Here is a 16859-nt window from a genome sequence, read left to right on the forward strand (position 1 = left end):
GGCCGAACTCTTCTTCAGACACTTGCCGGCTGGCGCAGGCGCACTGCCAACTGGTAAACCGTGGCCGACAACAGGAGCGCCGCGGCGACCACCTCCGAGAGGATGGTGACGTTGGCCATGCGCGTATGCCACTCGAACGGTGCGAGCGCATAGTGGCCGAGGCCATCGAATCCGAGCACGGCGTATGCAGCAACCAGGACCAGACCCGTGGCGATCCACTTCTTGCCAATGAGCAAGAAGAAGCCGAGCACGCCCACCGATGTAATTGCCGCCCAGGCCGCGTAGATCCTTGCGCTGGTGAACGAGGCCGGCAGGTTCGGGTACTCGCAGATGAACTCCGCGTTGTGGGTGAAGTGCCCGAGGCTGGTCAGGAAGTACGCCACGGCCAGAACGACGAGCAGCGTGGGAAGCTTGCCGGATTTCATGCCGGTGCTTCCTCTTCGGCCCGAGCCGACGCCGCCTGCTCGGCCCGCATGATCTGGTGCCGCTGCCAGTAGCGGCCGACGGCGCCCTTGAAGTTGTCCTTCTGTTTGCCCAGGCCGCCCACCTTCACCTTGGTGGTGCGCGCACCCAGCATGCCCTTGTCGTGGTGGGTGACGATCAGCATGTCGGCGAAGGCGTTGTCCTGGAAGGTCAGGTCCTTGACCTCGTCCCATCCGATCGTCGAACCGCCGTCGACGCTCTGGTGCAACCCCTGGTAGCTCACCTGTACGCGCTCGTTGTTCTTCAACGCAAACTCGACCGGGGAAAGTGGCGCAGCACCACGGCGCGCTCTTCGTCCGTGGCGGGTTCGTATCGGTAGGCAAGGCTCAGTTCGTGGTTCTGCACGAAGCGCTGCTCATAGTCGCCCCACAGCCGCGCCTCGATGTCGCCGGCCGTCTCGATTTCGTCGGCCCAAGAGGCGCTCGGCGTGGTCGCGACGATAGCGCCATAGGCGCTCTCGGGCACGTGATGCCCGACGTTGCGCATGCGCTCCAGCAGCGGCGGGTGGCTGTCGTAAGGGTGCGGCACGTCGGCGGTCTTCATGGTTTCGATGAATGCCTCCGATCCGGCATAGGGCGGCAGGCCCGCGGCCACGAAGCCGGCAATGCCAAGCGCGCCGTCGTGCTGGCGGTTCTGTTCGAAGAGCTTTCGCTCCACGTCGTTGCGGTAGCTCGCATAGGCCGAAATCTTGATGAGCGACTGCAAGATGGCGTTGGGCGCCGTCAGACCGGCGGAAACCCGGTCGGCCTTGAATTCGCGTTCGCGGCTGTCGCGCGCCAGGGCGAACGAAAAGATCATGCGGTACAGGCGCAGCAAGAAGTGAGCAACGATGGTCAGGCCGCCGCCGCGCATTTCCCATGTGTACTGGTCGAACTGCTGCAGCTTGGGGCCGAGCGCGGCGCTGCTTCGGGTGTCGCCGCCGCCCAGGTGGGCCAGCTCGTGCGCGAGCACCGCATCGGCTTCGGTCTGGTCGAGCACGCGCAGCAGCGGAATGCTCACGAACAGCGTGCGGCCATTCAGCGTACGGCCGCGAACGTCGCAGGGCGCCTCGGTAACGAAAAAGTTGGTGTCGATGCCGGCCACGATGTGGTCTGGCGGCGCGGTCTTCACGCGGGTGGCCAGTTCGCGGATGCGGTTCCACAGGCGGGGCGCATCGGCTTCGGCGACCAGCTCGCCTTCGATCTCGCTGCCGAAGGGCAGCTTCTTGAACAGCGTGTAGATCGCATAGAACACGGCAATGGCCGCTGCAATGCCGGCGATGGCAATCAGCTTGACGTAATAGCGCTCCATGAAATACGCGGTGAGCCAGAACGACAGCCACACCAGCATCGCGCTCTGCAGCACGACCTCGACCGCGCTCGACACCGTCATGAGCCGCCAGCCCGCCACAAAGCTGGCATAGCGAAGGCCGCGGTTGGCAAAGGCGAGGGCGCCCAGCACCAAGGCGGCCGCCAGCAGCGCCGCGCCGAGCGCCAGCGTCCAGATGGCTGCACGGTCGGCCCAATGGAACTGCCATTGCATCGAATAAGGACTGCACACCTGGTCGTGAAAGTCCTTGTCTTCAGGCGCGGTGGCGCTGCACGCCTTGGACAGCGGGTGGCTGCGATAGAACTCGGTGGTGAGTGCCTTGTCCGCCGCGGAGAGGCGGGTGTCGGCCGCGATGCGTGATTCGATCGCCTGCAAGAACTCGGCGTCTTGCGAGCGCAGCGCGTATTCGGTGAAAACCAGTGTCGCCGCCGGAATGGCGAAGAGCGACACCAGGGTCAGCAAGAACACGCGAAAAAGGTCTTTATGGATCGTGCGCGCGACGGCCATGGCTAACTCCCTCCAGGAGACTGTTGTTGTGAATCGTTCTGAATATTCCGGGAAGCCGATAGCGTAGCCGCCGATTGCGTCATTGCGAATATCCAAGAGGGCGGCGGCGCGAACCACCTGAATACCAAGTTCGTACTCTTTCGCCAGAATTAGCAACGGCCGGGCGCCGACCCCACGCCTGCACCAACCGCCGCGCTTGGCGACAATCGGTTCGATGCGTTCTTCTCCCTTCTTCAAGATGGCCCTGTTGCTGGGCCTGCTCTCCGCCATCGGTCCTTTCGCCATCGACATGTACCTGCCGGCGCTGCCGGCCATCGGGCAGAGCCTGCGCGCCGACATTGGCGCGGTGCAGATGAGCCTCACGGCGTTCTTTCTTTCGCTGGGCGCGGGCCAACTGCTGTACGGGCCGATCTCGGACATGGTCGGGCGCAAGCCGCCGCTCTATGCCGGGCTGGTGCTGTTTGCGCTCGCGAGCATCGGCTGCGCACTGGCCACCGACATCCATACGCTGATCGTGCTGCGCTTCGTGCAAGGCCTGGGGGCGGCGGCCGGCATGGCGATTCCGCGCGCCGTGGTACGCGACCTGCACACCGGCACCGACGCGGCGCGGCTCATGTCGCTGCTGATGCTGGTGTTCAGCGTGTCGCCCATCCTCGCGCCGCTGGCGGGCAGCGCCGTGATTGCGCTCACGGGCTGGCGCGGCGTGTTCTGGGCGGTGACCATTGCCGCGGCGGCGGGCCTGGCGATGATGGTTACGCAGTTGCAGGAAACGCGGCCTCCGTCGCAGCGCGTGGAAAGCAGCCTCGGCAGCGCCTTGTCGGCCTACTGGCTGCTGCTGCGCGACTGGCACTACCTTGGGCTGGTGTTCATCGGCAGCTTTGCGATGGCGGGCTTTTTTACCTACCTGGCGAATTCGTCGTTCGTGATGATCGACCACTACGGCCTGTCGCCCGCAATGTACAGCGTGGCCTTCGGCGTGAACGCGGCGGCCTTCATCGGTGCCTCGCAGCTCACGGGTTCGCTCGGCGAGCGCTTCGGGCTGGTGGGCCTGGTCAAGTTCGGCGTGGTGGCCTCGTGCGCGGCCATGGTCGCCATGTTCACTTACTTCGCGACGGGCGGCGACAGCCTCTGGGTGCTGATCGTTCTCTACTTCATCGCCTCGGGCTTCATGGGCCTGGTGATCCCGACCACCGGCGTGCTGGCGCTGGAGATGCACGGCGCCATTGCCGGCACGGCTTCGGCGCTGCTCGGCACGCTGCAGATGCTGACCGGGGCGCTGGCCATGGCGGTAGTGGGCCTGTTTACCGACGGGCGTCCGCTGCCGATGGTGACCGGCATGGCCGGCGGCGCGCTGATTGCGTTGGTGCTGACCTGGCTCACGCTGGGGCGCGTGCCCTCGCAACCCACCCGCGGCGCACAAGGAGCGCAAGAGGCTTGAACACCACGCGTGCAGGCACCGAGGCCGCGGTGCCCAAGACCAGCCAGGCCACGCAGCAAGTCGACGGGCTCGAGCAACCCGCGCGCCGCCGCGCGATGCTGGTCATCATCCTCGGCATCATGGTGGCGGTGCTCGACGGCACCATCGTCAACCTTGCGCTGCCAGGCATCGCGCGCGAGCTCCAGGCCAGCCCCTCGCATGCGATATGGGTGGTCAACGCCTACCAGATCGCCACGCTGGTCATGCTCCTGCCGCTGGCGTCGCTGGGTGACCTGGTGGGCTACCGGCGCGTCTACCTGGTCGGCATGGCGGTGTTCACGGTGGCATCCATCGGTGCCACTTTCGCCAATTCGCTCGGTACCTTGATTGTCGCCCGCACCTTCCAGGGCCTGGGGGCGGCGGGCATCATGAGCGTGAATGCGGCGCTGGTGCGGCTGACCTTTCCTTCGGCGCTGCTGGGGCGGGGCATGGCCATCAACTCGATGGTGGTGGCCACGTCTTCGGTGGCGGGGCCTTCGGTGGCAGCGGCCATCCTGTCTGTGGCTTCGTGGCCATGGCTCTTTGCCATCAATGTGCCGCTCGGATTGCTCGTGTTCGCGCTGGGCATGAAGGCGCTGCCGTTCAACCGCGTGGCGCCGGCAGCGGGCCTGCGCTTCTCGCCCATCGACGTGGCGCTGAACGTGCTGATGTTCTCGCTGGTGTTCCTGGGCGTCGACCGCCTGGGGGTGCGAGAGGGCGGCGCGGCGGCCGGCGGTTCGCATGCCTCCGCCTGGCTCATCCTGCTGGCCGGCGTGGCGGTGGGCTTCTTCTACCTGCGGCGGCAGCGAACGCTGGCGGTGCCGCTTTTCCCCATCGACCTGCTGCGCATCCCGGTGTTCGCGCTGTCCATGGGCACCTCGGTGGCTGCTTTCTGCGCGCAGATGCTGGCCTATATTGCGCTGCCTTTCCTGCTGCTGGACGTGTACGGCCGCAGCCATATCGAAGCCGGGTTGCTCATTACCGCCTGGCCACTGGCCATCGTCGCCATGGCACCGCTGGCGGGCCGGTTGATCGGGCGCTACCCGGACGGGTTGCTCGGCGGCATCGGGCTGGGCCTGCTCGCCATCGGGCTGGCGTTGCTGGCCGCGCTGCCGGCCCACCCGGGCAATGCCGACATCGCCTGGCGCATGGCGCTGTGCGGCCTGGGGTTCGGCCTGTTCCAGTCGCCGAACAACCACACCATCGTGACCTCGCCGCCGGCGCACCGCAGCGGCGCGGCCAGCGGCATGCTGGGCACGGCGCGGCTCACGGGCCAGACGCTGGGGGCGGTGGTGCTGGCGGGCGTGTTCAGCGTATGGAGCCCGCACGGCGGCCACGGGCCGGTGGTGGCACTGGTGCTGGCGGCCTGTTGCGCCGGCGTTGCGGCAATTTTCAGCAGCCTGCGGCTCAAGACGACAGGGCACCATGGCTGAATAGGGTAGGGTACGGCCCCATGACGGAAGTACCTGAAACCGTGGTTTGCCCGGGCTGCGATGCGGTCTTCAGCCGCACGCCCCTGAAGCCGCGCGAGGTTTCGCGCTGCGCCCGCTGCGGCACCGAGCTTTATCGCCACGCCGGCGACCAGCAGCGCCGCATCCTGCCGCTGACGGTGGCGTCGCTCATCATGTTTGCCATTGCCAACCTGTTTCCGATTGTCGAGATCGAACTGCAGGGCCTGCGCAGCCAGACCACGCTGGCCGGCGCCGTGCTGGTGCTGAGCACCGAGGGCATGTCGCTGGTGGCGCTGCTGGTGCTGGCGACGACGCTGCTTTTTCCGCTGTTGCAGCTTTGCATACTGGCTTATTTGCTGGTCCCGCTGCAGCGCGAGCACCGGCCGGCCGGCTTTGCCGTTCTGGTGCGCGCCATGCAGATGCTGCGGCCCTGGGGCATGGTCGAGGTGTTTTTGCTGGGCGTGCTGGTGGCCATCGTCAAGCTGTCGAGCATGGCCACCGTGGTGGCCGGGCCGGCGCTCTGGGCCTTCATTGCGCTCACCGTCATGCTCACGGCGGTGCTTTCGTTCAATCCCAATGCCTTCTGGGAAATGACCTTTCGCCCGCCCGGCGAGCCGAAGGAGGGCGCGGCGTGATCGGCCCTTTTCTCCATGCGCATGACAACGGCGACGAAACCCCGGTGGCCACGGCCGCCTCGCTCGGCCTTGTGGCCTGCCCGCATTGCGATGCCGTCTGGCGCGACGCCGCCGAGGGGGAGCCCTGCGGCCGTTGCGGCACCCGCCTGTACACGCGCAAGCCCTACAGCCTGAGCCGCACCTGGGCCTTCCTGATTGCGGCCTGCATCATGTACATACCGGCCAACCTGCTGCCGGTGATGATCACGCGCACGCTGTTCGGCGCGCAGTACGACACCATCCTGAGCGGCGTGATCTATTTCTGGGTGTCGGGTGCCTACGGGCTCGCGGCGATCATCTTCATCGCAAGCTTTTTGGTGCCGCTTTTCAAGCTCACGGTATTGATCTTGCTCGCCTTGCTGGGGCAGCGCGCGAGCGATTGGCGCAGGCCCGAGCGGGCCAAGCTCTATCACATCGTCGAGATCATCGGCCGCTGGTCGATGCTCGACGTGTTCGTGGTGTCGCTGCTCACCGGGCTGGTGCAGATCCAGGGCTTTGCGGTCATCAATGCGGGCGTGGGCATTGCGGCCTTCGGCTCGGTGGTGGTGCTGACCATGCTCGCCTCGCTGAGCTTCGACCCCAGGCTCACATGGGACAGCAAAGAGCAACAGCAAGCCGAACGGCAGCGAAATGAACCGGCAAGTGACAACAGGGAAGAAAAGCCAGCATGAGTGAAGAAGACGTCAAACCGAACGACAACCAGGCCCCGCCGGGGTTGCCGCCGCCCCGCGTGGTGCGCCGGCGCCAGTGGCTGCCTTCGCTGATCTGGCTGATTCCCATCGTGGCCGCGCTGGTCGGCGTGATGCTGATCGCCAAGATACTGATGGAGCGCGGGCCCGAGATCGTGCTTACCTTCAACACCGCCGAAGGGCTGGAAGCGGGCAAGACCGCCGTCAAGTACAAGGACGTGCAGATCGGCACCGTGCAAAGCCTGCGGCTTGCGCGCGACCGCTCGCACGTGCGGGTGATCGTGCAGCTGAACAACGAGGCCAAGAGCTTCACCGCCGAAGACTCGCGCTTCTGGGTGGTGCGGCCGCGGCTCGACACCTCCGGCATTTCAGGCCTGAGCACCTTGCTCTCGGGCGCATACATCGGCGCCGATGCGGGCGTGTCGACCGAAACCGCGAGCGAGTTCAAGGGCCTCGAAGTGCCGCCCATCGTCACGCGCGATGCATCGGGCCAGCAGTTCTTGCTGCGCGCGACGGACATCGGTTCTCTCGACGTGGGCTCGCCGGTGTACTTCCGGCGCATCAAGGTGGGCCAGGTGGCCGCCTATGAACTCGATGGCGATGGCCGCGGCGTGACGCTGCGCATCTTCGTCAATGCGCCTTACGACAAGTTCGTAGGCGTGAACACGCGCTTCTGGCAGGCAAGCGGCATCGATGCGCAGCTGAGCGCGAGCGGCTTTACCCTGCGCACGCAGTCGCTCGCCACCATCTTGCTGGGCGGCATTGCCTTCAAGGCGCCGGACGACGCCATGGGCCCGCTGGCCAAGGAGAACACGGCCTTCACGCTCGCCGAAGACGAAACCACGGCCATGAAGGAGCCCGACGGTCCGCCGCAGACGCTGCTGATGTACTTCAACCAGTCGCTGCGCGGCCTCACGCCGGGCGCACCGGTCGACTTCCGCGGCGTGGTGATCGGCGAGGTCAAGTCCATTGGCGTGGAGTTCGATCGCGCCGAGCGGGAGTTCCGCATGCCGGTGCTGGTGCAGGTCTACCCGGACCGCCTGCGCCGCCGTGCCGGCGAAAGCGGCGTGGAATCGCGCGCCACGCAGCAGGAGCGCCTGCGCTTCCTGGCCGAAAAGGGCCTGCGTGCACAGCTGCGCAACGGCAATCTGCTGACAGGGCAGGTGTACGTGGCGCTCGACTTTTTCCCGAAGGCGCCGCCGGCAAAGATCGACGTGACGAAGAACCCGATCGAGCTGCCCACCATGGCCAACAGCCTCGACGAGATCCAGTCGCAGGTGCAGGAAATTGCGAGCAAGCTCAACAAGGTGCCGTACGAGCAGATTGCCGCCGACCTGCGCACCACGCTCACCACGCTGAACAAGACGCTCACCAGCACCGAGCAGGCCGTGACGCGCATCAACAACGATGTGACGCCAGAGCTTGCCGCCGCCATGAAGGACGTGCGCAAGACCGTCAACAACGCCGAGCGCACGCTGGCCGACGATTCGCCGCTGCAGCAGGACATGCGCCAGACGCTGCGCGAGCTGACCCGCGCCGCCGGTTCGGTGCGCGTGCTGACCGACTACCTCGAGCGGCACCCCGAGTCGCTGCTGCGCGGCAAACCGGACGACAAGAAATGAAGAAAAATTCGAAACCGCTCCTTCTTGGTGCCGCTGCGGCCGCGCTGATCGTCCTTGCGGGCTGCGCGAGCAAGCCCGACAACTACTACACGCTGGCCAGCACGGTGCCGGCGGCCGAGGCCGCGCCTTCGACCATCGGCACCGCCGCGCCGATCTATATCGAGTTGGCGCCGGTTGCGGTGCCTGAGCGGCTTGCAAGGCCGCAGATGGTGGTGGGGCGCTCCAACGGCAGCGTGCAGGTCGATGTGCTCGAGCAGCACCGCTGGGCCGCGTCGTTCGAAAGCGAACTGCAGGACGCGCTGGCCAGCGGCATCGCGGCCAGGCTTGGCGCACTCGACGTCACCAAAGGCGGCCGGCAAACATCGCAGCCGGTGTGGCGCATTGCGGTGCAGGTGCGCCAGTTCGACGCGGTCGATGGCGGCCGCGTGGATGCAGGCTTCAGCTGGACGCTGCGGCGCACCGACGAGACCCGCACCATGGTCTGCCAGCTGAACGTGGGCGAGGGCGTCGCAAGCGGCATCGACGCGGTGGCGCAGGGCGCGCAGCGCATCACGGCGGCAGCCGCGGCGGCCATTGCACGCAGCGTGAGCGCGGCGCGCGCGAACCCGGCAGCGACGGCCTGCCCGGCCTGACTACCTTAGCCAGGAGCGAACGCCATGGCACAGATCGGCAAGGCACCCTGCGACAACGCGCTGATCCTGCATGGCGCCAAGGCACAAGAGACCACCTGTCCCGATGCCTCCAAGCCCTGGGTGCTGGCCGCCGCGATCATCGGCTCCAGCATGGCCTTCATCGACGGCACGGTCGTCAACGTGGCGCTGCCGGCCATCCAGGCGGACCTGCGGGCGACCGCATTCCAGGCGCAGTGGGTGGTCGAGTCGTATGCCTTGCTGCTGGCCGCGCTGCTGCTGGTGGGCGGCGCGCTCGGCGACCATTTCGGGCGGCGCCGCATCTTCGCGGTCGGCGTCGGCATCTTCGCTGTGGCATCGGTGGCTTGCGGACTGGCGGCCAACGTGCAGCAGCTGATTGCCGCGCGCGCGGTGCAGGGCATTGGCGGGGCCTTGCTGGTGCCCGGCAGCCTGGCGCTCATCAGCGCTGCATTCCCTGAAAAAGAGCGCGGCAAGGCCATCGGCGTCTGGTCGGGCTTCAGCGGCATTACCGCGGCCGCGGGCCCGGTGCTCGGCGGCTTTCTGGTCGACCATTTCTCGTGGGCCTGGGCCTTCCTCATCAACGTGCCGATGGCGCTGTTGGTGCTGTGGATCGTGTGGCGGCATGTGCCTGAAAGCCGCGGTTCGTCGGCCAGCGGCGGGCTCGACTTTTTGGGTGCGCTGCTGGCAACCGCCGGGCTCGGCGGCATCGTCTACGCGTTCATCGAGGCCCCCACGCAGCACTGGAATTCGCCCGCCGTGGTGGCTGCCATGGCCATTGGCATCGCGGCCTGCGTGGGCTTCATTGCCGTGGAGCGCAAGGCGCAAACACCCATGCTGCCGCTGGCACTGCTGCGCATCGGCAACTTCAGCGGCGCCAACCTGCTGACCTTGCTGCTGTATGCCGCGCTGGGCGGCGGCCTGTATTTCTTTCCGCTCAACCTGATTCAGGTGCAGGGCTACTCGGCCACGGTGGCGGGCGCGGCGCTGCTGCCGTTCATCTTCATCATGTTCGCGCTTTCGGGCTGGGCAGGCCAACTGGTGGACCGCTTCGGCCCGCGGCTGCCGCTGGTCATCGGCCCCGCGATTGCCGCCGTCGGCTTTGCGTTGTTCGCCGTGCCCGGTGTCGGCGCGAGCTACTGGAGCGGGTTTCTTCCCGCCGTGGTGGTGCTGGGGTTCGGCATGACCGTGACCGTGGCACCGCTCACCACCACGGTGATGAACGCGGTCGGTCCCGAGCAAGCCGGCGTGGCTTCAGGCGTCAACAACGCCGTGTCGCGCGCGGCCGCGGTGCTGGCCATTGCGGTGTTCGGCCTGATCATGGCCTGGGCCTTCGACAGTGCGCTGGCCGAGAGCCTGCGCAGCATGGGGGCCTCGGCGGAGATGTCGGCATTTCTGGAAGGCGAGCGCGACAAGCTGGCCGGCGCCGCGCTGCCGCCGGGTGTCGATGCGGACACCGCCGCAGCCTTGAAGCGCGCCGTCGCCGAATCCTTCGTGGCCGGTTTTCGGTGGGTGATGCTGCTGAGCGCCGGGCTGGCGGTGCTCAGCGCCTTGAGCGCCTGGTTGATGATTGGCGGTGGGGCTGCGAAAGATCACGGCCGCGGCGGCTGAAAAAAGCCGCGCTGCGCCCGGCACTGTGATGACTATTGCCGGGGCATCAGTTCGTAGAAGTCGAACCCGTTGCTGCGCCCGCCAAGGCACACCGCCAGGGTGTCTTCGATCTTTCGCCATTGCGCCAGCCGGTTGCGCCACTTGCGCACGCTGTGGCCCTCGTCCGGAAAGCTCATGTACTCGACCGGCCGGCCGAGCTTCTGGAGCGTGGCCACCACATCGTCCGAATCCTGCCGCAGCACGCGCACGTCGTTGGCGCCGTGAATCACAAGCAGCGGCGCTGTGATGCGGTCGATCTGCGAGATGGGCGAGTACTGCAGCATGCGGGCGCGTTCCTCCGGCTTGTTCACGTCGCCGAAGAAGGCCGCAAAGTAGTGGCGGTTGCGCCAGAAGGGCGGCCAGTTCTCGATCACGCGGGGCCAGTTGGCAACGCCCACCAGGTCGACGCCGCAGCGGTAGTCGTGCGGCTTCTGGATCAGTTGGGTGAGTACCGAGAATCCGCCGAAGCTGCCGCCGAGCACGGCCATGCGCTTGGGGTCGGCCACGCCTTGGTCGATGGCCCATTGCACAGCCTCCGCAATGTCGCGCTGAAGCCGGCCGCTGGTTTCGCGCGCGCCCGCCATCATGAAGGCTCGCCCGTAGCCGCCGGAGCCGCGGTAGTTCACGTTGAGAACGGCGTAGCCCCGGTTCGCAAGCATCTGCGCGGGGGTAAAGCTCGCCGACTGCCATGAGTCGCGGACCCAGGGGCCGCCGTGAATGTTGACCACCAGTGGCGCGGGCCCCTTTACCCCGAGCGGCCGCACGAGATAGCCATGCACCACGAGACCATCCGACGCCTTGAAGGAGAAGGGCTCCATGGGCGAGAAGAGCTCGGCCGTCGGCTCGCGCGGCGGTGTGAGCCGTGTGAGCTGACCGCTCGCGCGGTCCAGCAGCAGTTCGACACTTTCGTTCTCGGTGGTCGAGCGCAGCACCATGCGGCGCACATCGTTGGCCATGCTCGCGGGCCGCGTGATGACGGGTTCGGCCTCCAGCCAGCCGCGCTCCCGGGCCGTCTTCACGGCGCCGGTCACTTCGCTGGCCAGTGCAGTGTCGAGGTAGGAGATGCGGGGGCGGCCGGGTTCGGAAACATAGGCCAGCGGCGCTCCCTGCTGCGGTGGGAACACGCCGTAATCGAGGTCGACTTCGGCATCGTCCGCGAGCAGCTTCTCCGTGCCGACGGCGAGATCGACTTCGACCAGCGCAAGCTTGTCGCGTCCCACATTCGTCAATGCCCAGAGCCGCCCCGCGCCGACATCGATGCGCTGCGGCCAGAAGGAGTCGAACGCCTTCACCGTTCTGAAGGCGCGCCAGTTGCCGTCGGGCTGGCGCAGTTCCAGAAGCCGGTCGGAGCCGTCCGCGCTTCCGAGCTGCCGCATGCGGCCCGCGAGTTCGCGCCGGGTGTCGATGAACCAGGCCAGCACGCGGCTGTCGGGCTCGCTGCGCGCAATTTCGCGCACGGTGCGCGTGCGGGCATCGCCTTCGAAAAGATCCATGCTGGAGCGGTCCCGCTGATTGTTCGCAAACAGGAAGGTGGCGCTGCCCGGCGCGCCCCATCCCAGCATGGCCGAGCGCACGCCCGGCCAGGGCGTGACGGCCCAGGGCTTGGCGCCCGGCGCCTCGGTGTCGAGCACGAAGATCTGCGTGTTCTCGTCGCCCGTGAAGTCCTTGAGGTAGGACAGGTGGCGGCTATCGGGCAGCCACATGTAGGTTGGCCCCGACACGAAGGGCCGCGCGAGGGTGCCGGTCGCAAAGGTGCGGGTGCTGGCGCTTTTGACCTCTGCTGCATCGGACGTCTTGCGCACGCCGAGTCCCACGTCGGTGCCCACCGCCTGCACCCATGCAAGCTGTTGACCATCGGGCGAAAGGATGTGGCCATTGACCGCATCGATGTTCGCCACGAAGCGCCGCATCGGCACGAGAGGCGGGAGCGTGTTGTCCTGCCGCGCCGACACCAGTGCAGGATGCGTGGGGCCGGTGGCGCAGCCGGCAAGCAGCGCCGCGGCGCCGCACATGGCCGCAAGAGCGGCGTACCAACTGCCCGGGGTCCTGATGTTTCTCATGCTTTTTAGTCCCTTGTGAATGTTCTGGCGTGCGGCTTTGTCCGCGGCTGGATTCTGCGGGCGGCAACCTTTGGCTTTGCCAAAGGTTCGGTCGCGCACAATGGCCGGGTGCATATCCTGCTGATTGAAGACGACCTCGACCTTGGCCGCGCCCTGCAGGCCGCGCTCAGGGTCGACGGCCTGAGCAGCGAATGGCGCCGGCGGGCGGCGGATGCGCCGCGCCAGCTGGAGGGGAGCACCTTCGACTGCGTGCTGCTCGACCTTTCGCTGCCTGACGGCAACGGCCTTGAGCTGCTCGCGCGCTGGCGGCGCGAGGGCAGCAGCCTACCGGTCATCGTGATCACCGCGCGTTCAGCTGTGGAAGATCGGCTGGCCGGGCTCGACGGAGGCGCTGACGACTTCGTGATCAAGCCCTTTGCCACAGCCGAACTGATCTCACGCATCCGCGCCGTGCTGCGCCGCTCGGCGCGGCAGGCCAGCGAGGTGTGGACCCTTGGCCCACTGGCCATCGAACCGCGCCGGCATCTGGCCTCTTTGAACGGCGAACCGCTGGATCTGTCGCCGCGCGAATTCCGGCTGCTGCTCGAACTGGCGCGCGAGCCAGGCGCAGTGATTGCCAAGGGCGTGCTCGCGCAAAAGCTGGAGCCTCTGGGCGAGCCAGTGGATTTCGCGGCCGTAGAGGTGCACGTGTCCAACCTGCGGCGCAAGATAGGGGCCGCTATGGTGCACACCGTTCGCGGCGTGGGCTACATGCTCGCATCATGAGCAAGCTCTGGCGCCCCTCGCTCGTGCAGCGTGTGTTTCTTGCGGTGCTGCTGGCCTTTGTCTTCGTGCTGCTGGTATTGCAGGCGTACATGTACATCAACTTCCGGCAGTCGCTGACCGTCGATCAGGCGTTGAGCAGGCTTGGCAGGTCGTTGACGCAAGCGATCTCGCAACTCGACGACGAAGCACGCGTGCGCGACGTGGTCGCCTCGGCCGAAACGATCTACAAGACGATGCGGATCAGCGGCAACCCGGCGGGGACGCTCCGGTTCCAGCTGTCGAACCGCGAGGGCAAGCTGATTCATTCGTCGCCGGAACTGCGCAGCGAGATCCTGGCCGGCCCGTTGCGAAAGGTGGCAACGCAGCATATCGATGGCGAGCCGTATTGGGTGTACCAGGACGAAACGCCGCGCTGGTCGCTGCGCATTGCAGAGCCCGAGCGCACGTTCGCCAAAGTGCTGCCCAACAACACGCGCAGCGTGCTGCCGTACCTGCTGCTCGCCTTTCCCGTCGTGCTGCTGCCGGTCTGGTTGGCGGTGAAGCATGGCTTGCGGCCGTTGCGGCGCCTGGCCGACGGAATCGGGCATCGGAAGGCATCCGACCTTTCGCCGCTCGGCCTCGCTCCGCCCTATGCGGAACTCAAGCCTCTGACATCCGCGCTCGAGCGCATGCTGCAGCAGCTGCGCGACAAGGTAGAGCGCGAGCGCGCGTTCGTGCACGACGCCGCGCACGAACTGCGAACACCGATGGCAGTCATTGCCGCGCAAGCGCACGCACTGGCGGGCGCAACCAGCAGCGAGAGCAGGGGCCGCGCGCAGGCCCATCTCGAGCAGGCGATCGCGCGGGCTTCGCATCTGACGCAGCAGCTACTCGATCTTGCGTTGCTGGACGATGCCCAGCCCGCGGTGCCGAAGCACATCGACGTTGCGCAGCTGTCGCGCGAGATCCTCGCGCAGGCAGCGCCGCGAGCGATGGCTCGGGGCATCGACCTGACATTCGATGCGCCGGACAGCCTGGACGCGACTATCGACGTGCCGGCGTTCCAGTCGATATTGGAGAACCTGCTCAACAACGCGATTCAGTATGTGCAAAACGGTGCACACGTGACCGTGACGCTGCGCGACGACGACGCAGCAGGCCTGGTGCTCACGGTAGCGGACGATGGCCCCGGTATTCCGATGGCAGAGCATCAACAGGTGTTCGAGCGCTTCTATCGCGGAGCGGGGCACGAAGCGAGCGGTTCCGGCCTGGGACTTGCCATCGTCAGGCAGGCTGTTGGCCGCATGGAGGGGAGGGTGGAGGTGACCGAAGGCCTTTTGAAAAAGGGCGTGGGCTTCCGCGTCGTGCTCCCGGCGGCCTCGGAGGGTTGACAAGCACCCCGCGCCAAATTGATACCGGACCTATAGGCTCACAATGCGAGCCAGATCCGGATGTTCCAGGACAAGGATGCGGCCAAGGCCGCCCGCGCAATGCGGGCGATGATGAGGATGATCAAGCTCGACCTCGCCGCCGCGCAGAAAGCCTTCGACGGCGAGTGAGCAAGAGCTGGCCCTACACCAGCCGCCGGATCGCCTTCTTGCGCCACACCAGCCGGTAGTAGGCCGTTTGCAGAAGCAGCATCGCCCCGAAAGTCACGGGGTAGGCATACCAGATGCCGTTGAGTCCGATGCGGTGGCTCATGAACCAGGCCACCGGCACCTCGATGCCGATCAGGCAGAGGATCGAGATGGCCGTGGGCACCAGCACCGAGCCGCTGGCGCGCATGATCCCCGAGATGGCTGCGGCCATGCCGAAGATCACCAGGCTCCACAGCATGATGTGCAGCAGCGTCTGCGCAATTTCGATCACCGGCGCGCTGGTGATGAAAAAGCCCATGAGGTGGCGTGAGAACAGGTAGCCCAGCAGCACCAGTCCGCCCGTGAGCGCCAGGTTCATCAGCAGCGCGGTCTTGGCGATGGCGCCGAGCCGGTCTGCGCGGCCTGCGCCGATGGCCTGGGCGCCGAGGATCGAGGCGGTGATGGCGATGGAGATGGCCGGAAACTGCACATACGCCACCACCTGGTTCACCGCGCCGTACGCCGCGGTAGCGCTGGAGCCGTAGCCGTTCACCAGCGAGAGCAGGGCAATTTCAGCCAGCGCCACCACGATCATCTGCACGCCCGTGGGCACGCCGACCTTGAGCACGGCCTTCAGCAGCTTGGGGTCGATGCGCAAATGGCGAATCAGCTCTGCATCGGGTGCCAGCGGACTGCCGCGGCTGCGCAGGCGCCACGCCATCCACAGCGTGGCGACCACGAAGGCGACCACCGTGGCCCAGGCGCCGCTAGCGACGCCGAGCTGCGGCAAGCCGCCCCAGCCGCGAATGAGCGCCGGCGTGACGATGAGACCGACAACCGTGGAAATGATCAGCGTGAGCAGCGGCGTGACCGTGTCGCCCACACCGCGCAGCATGGCGGTGGACAGCAGAAAGACGAACAGCCCCGGCATGGCGATCAGCATGATGCGGGCATAGCTGGTGGAGTCGGCCAGCACGTCGGGCGGCGTGCCGAGCAATGCCAGCAGCGGCGTGGTGAAGGCGCCGCCGAACACCGCCACGGCGAGTCCCAGCAGGATGCCGACCGCCAGCGTGGTGCCCGCCACGGCCTTGGCCTTGGCAACGTCGCGCGCGCCCCAGGCCTGACCGATGAGTACCGAGGCCCCGGCTCCCAGGCCGATGACGAACGCGATGAAGAAGAACATCACCGGAAAGAAGCTCGACACCGCCGCCAGAGCGCTGACGCCGATCATCTGGCCGATGTAGATGTTGTTGATGGTGCCGGACAGCGACTGCAGGATGTTGCTGAGCAGCATCGGCGCCAGGAAGAACAGGAAGGTCTTCCACAATGCGCGCGGTGCTCCGGCGGCGGCCACGGGCGTGCCGCGCAGGCCGGTCTTGTCTGCCGGGGCTTCGGTGGTGGCGGTTGGCGTGGTGCTCATGCGGCGCTCCATCCCGCAGCGGAAAGCTTCTGCAGGTGCGCCCTGATGTCTTCGGGCCACGGCGCGACAAGCTCGTCGAAGCGCTCGCGTTCACCTGCAAACAATGCGCGCGTCGCTTCCTCGAAGCCGGGCAGGTCGCCCGCAATGGCGGTCATGAAGCGATAGGTGGCTTCTCTTGCCGCACGCTCGGTGTCGCGGTCGGCGTGCACGCGACGTGCGTCGTCGACGAGGCGACGCAACGCGACCGAGGCGCCGCCCGGCTGGCGGCCGAGCCACTCCCAGTGGCGCGGCAGCAGGGTGACTTCACGTGCCACCACGCCCAGCTTGGGCCGCCCGACGGTGCGGGGCGCTTCGCCCGTGGCTTCGGGTTCGGCGGGTGCTTCTTCGCGCAGGTCGAGATCGAGCTGTGCACCGGTCGAATCGTCGAAAAGCAGTACCGAGGCGGCATCGGGAAGTTGGCGCAGTTGCGCGAGCACTTCGCTTCTGGTGCCGCTTGCAATGCGCCGGAAACCGGAAAAGGCGGTCATGGTGGTGCTGGCCAAGGCTGTTGGAGTTGTTGAGGCTGGCATGG

General features: G+C 66.8%; 13 protein-coding genes and 1 pseudogene. 9 read left to right on the forward strand and 5 right to left on the reverse strand.

From position 1 onward, the window contains the following. Window positions 1–14: 14 nt before the first annotated feature. Together M0765_RS23175 and M0765_RS23180 are read right to left on the reverse strand one after the other, a co-directional pair. Entirely contained in the window at window positions 15–425 is a 411-nt protein-coding gene (locus M0765_RS23175; protein WP_258506126.1) for a hypothetical protein, read from the reverse strand. Then, a pseudogene (locus M0765_RS23180) lies at window positions 422–2298 on the reverse strand (M48 family metallopeptidase). Before M0765_RS23180 ends, M0765_RS23175 begins: the two are co-directional and overlap by 4 nt. 214 nt (window positions 2299–2512) lie before the next feature. Between M0765_RS23180 and M0765_RS23185 the strand changes: the two are divergent. From M0765_RS23185 to M0765_RS23215, 7 genes are all read left to right on the forward strand, one after another. Further along, window positions 2513–3736 carry a multidrug effflux MFS transporter gene (locus tag M0765_RS23185; RefSeq protein ID WP_258506127.1) on the forward strand — a complete coding sequence of 408 codons (1224 nt, stop codon included), beginning with the start codon at window positions 2513–2515 and terminating at the stop codon, window positions 3734–3736. Window positions 3737–3831: 95 nt separating this feature from the next. After that, the gene (locus M0765_RS23190; protein WP_258508398.1) at window positions 3832–5187 is read left to right on the forward strand and encodes an MFS transporter; all 1356 of its coding nucleotides are present in this window, start codon (window positions 3832–3834) and stop codon (window positions 5185–5187) included. A 20-nt stretch (window positions 5188–5207) separates the two neighbouring features. Then, entirely contained in the window at window positions 5208–5840 is a 633-nt protein-coding gene (locus tag M0765_RS23195; protein WP_258506128.1) for a paraquat-inducible protein A, read from the forward strand. Next, window positions 5840–6550 (forward strand): paraquat-inducible protein A, encoded by a 711-nt coding sequence (locus tag M0765_RS23200; protein WP_258508400.1) that lies wholly within the window; start codon window positions 5840–5842, stop codon window positions 6548–6550. Before M0765_RS23195 ends, M0765_RS23200 begins: the two co-directional genes overlap by 1 nt. Next, window positions 6547–8190, forward strand: coding sequence for a PqiB family protein (locus M0765_RS23205; RefSeq protein WP_258506131.1), 1644 nt, complete (start codon window positions 6547–6549; stop codon window positions 8188–8190). Before M0765_RS23200 ends, M0765_RS23205 begins: the two co-directional genes overlap by 4 nt. Next, window positions 8187–8822, forward strand: a complete 636-nt coding sequence (locus M0765_RS23210) for a PqiC family protein (protein WP_258506132.1) — start codon at window positions 8187–8189, stop codon at window positions 8820–8822. The genes M0765_RS23205 and M0765_RS23210 overlap by 4 nt, the downstream gene beginning before the upstream one ends. A gap of 24 nt (window positions 8823–8846) precedes the next feature. Beyond that, window positions 8847–10448 carry an MFS transporter gene (locus M0765_RS23215; RefSeq protein WP_258506133.1) on the forward strand — a complete coding sequence of 534 codons (1602 nt, stop codon included), beginning with the start codon at window positions 8847–8849 and terminating at the stop codon, window positions 10446–10448. Between the two features lie 32 nt (window positions 10449–10480). Here the strand turns inward: M0765_RS23215 and M0765_RS23220 are convergent, their stop codons facing one another. Beyond that, on the reverse strand, window positions 10481–12547 hold the full coding sequence (locus tag M0765_RS23220) for a S9 family peptidase (protein WP_258506134.1): 2067 nt from the start codon (window positions 12545–12547) through the stop codon (window positions 10481–10483). Between the two features lie 108 nt (window positions 12548–12655). Here M0765_RS23220 and M0765_RS23225 point away from each other — a divergent pair, with 108 nt between their 5' ends. Together M0765_RS23225 and M0765_RS23230 are read left to right on the forward strand one after the other, a co-directional pair. Next, window positions 12656–13312, forward strand: a complete 657-nt coding sequence (locus M0765_RS23225; RefSeq protein WP_258508402.1) for a response regulator — start codon at window positions 12656–12658, stop codon at window positions 13310–13312. Further along, window positions 13309–14682 carry a sensor histidine kinase gene (locus M0765_RS23230; protein WP_258506135.1) on the forward strand — a complete coding sequence of 458 codons (1374 nt, stop codon included), beginning with the start codon at window positions 13309–13311 and terminating at the stop codon, window positions 14680–14682. The genes M0765_RS23225 and M0765_RS23230 overlap by 4 nt, the downstream gene beginning before the upstream one ends. Window positions 14683–14863: 181 nt before the next feature. Here M0765_RS23230 and M0765_RS23235 read toward each other — a convergent pair whose 3' ends face one another. Both M0765_RS23235 and M0765_RS23240 read right to left on the reverse strand, forming a co-directional pair. Then, window positions 14864–16288 (reverse strand): MATE family efflux transporter, encoded by a 1425-nt coding sequence (locus tag M0765_RS23235; RefSeq protein ID WP_337295788.1) that lies wholly within the window; start codon window positions 16286–16288, stop codon window positions 14864–14866. Beyond that, on the reverse strand, window positions 16285–16857 hold the full coding sequence (locus M0765_RS23240; protein WP_446751569.1) for a DUF2239 family protein: 573 nt from the start codon (window positions 16855–16857) through the stop codon (window positions 16285–16287). The genes M0765_RS23235 and M0765_RS23240 overlap by 4 nt, the downstream gene beginning before the upstream one ends. Window positions 16858–16859 lie beyond the last annotated feature (2 nt).

The sequence above is a fragment of the Variovorax sp. S12S4 genome, assembly GCF_023195515.1.
Taxonomy (GTDB): domain Bacteria; phylum Pseudomonadota; class Gammaproteobacteria; order Burkholderiales; family Burkholderiaceae_C; genus Variovorax.

Bases quoted from the DNA above. Each gene is read 5' to 3' on its own strand.
- M0765_RS23230 (WP_258506135.1), top strand. From the start codon at position 13,309: ATGAGCAAGCTCTGGCGCCCCTCGCTCGTGCAGCGTGTGTTTCTTGCG.
- M0765_RS23215 (WP_258506133.1), top strand. From the start codon at position 8,847: ATGGCACAGATCGGCAAGGCACCCTGCGACAACGCGCTGATCCTGCAT.
- M0765_RS23210 (WP_258506132.1), top strand. From the start codon at position 8,187: ATGAAGAAAAATTCGAAACCGCTCCTTCTTGGTGCCGCTGCGGCCGCG.
- M0765_RS23195 (WP_258506128.1), top strand. From the start codon at position 5,208: ATGACGGAAGTACCTGAAACCGTGGTTTGCCCGGGCTGCGATGCGGTC.
- M0765_RS23175 (WP_258506126.1), bottom strand. From the start codon at position 425: ATGAAATCCGGCAAGCTTCCCACGCTGCTCGTCGTTCTGGCCGTGGCG.
- M0765_RS23235 (WP_337295788.1), bottom strand. From the start codon at position 16,288: ATGAGCACCACGCCAACCGCCACCACCGAAGCCCCGGCAGACAAGACC.
- M0765_RS23205 (WP_258506131.1), top strand. From the start codon at position 6,547: ATGAGTGAAGAAGACGTCAAACCGAACGACAACCAGGCCCCGCCGGGG.
- M0765_RS23190 (WP_258508398.1), top strand. From the start codon at position 3,832: ATGCTGGTCATCATCCTCGGCATCATGGTGGCGGTGCTCGACGGCACC.
- M0765_RS23185 (WP_258506127.1), top strand. From the start codon at position 2,513: ATGCGTTCTTCTCCCTTCTTCAAGATGGCCCTGTTGCTGGGCCTGCTC.
- M0765_RS23220 (WP_258506134.1), bottom strand. From the start codon at position 12,547: ATGAGAAACATCAGGACCCCGGGCAGTTGGTACGCCGCTCTTGCGGCC.
- M0765_RS23240 (WP_446751569.1), bottom strand. From the start codon at position 16,857: ATGCCAGCCTCAACAACTCCAACAGCCTTGGCCAGCACCACCATGACC.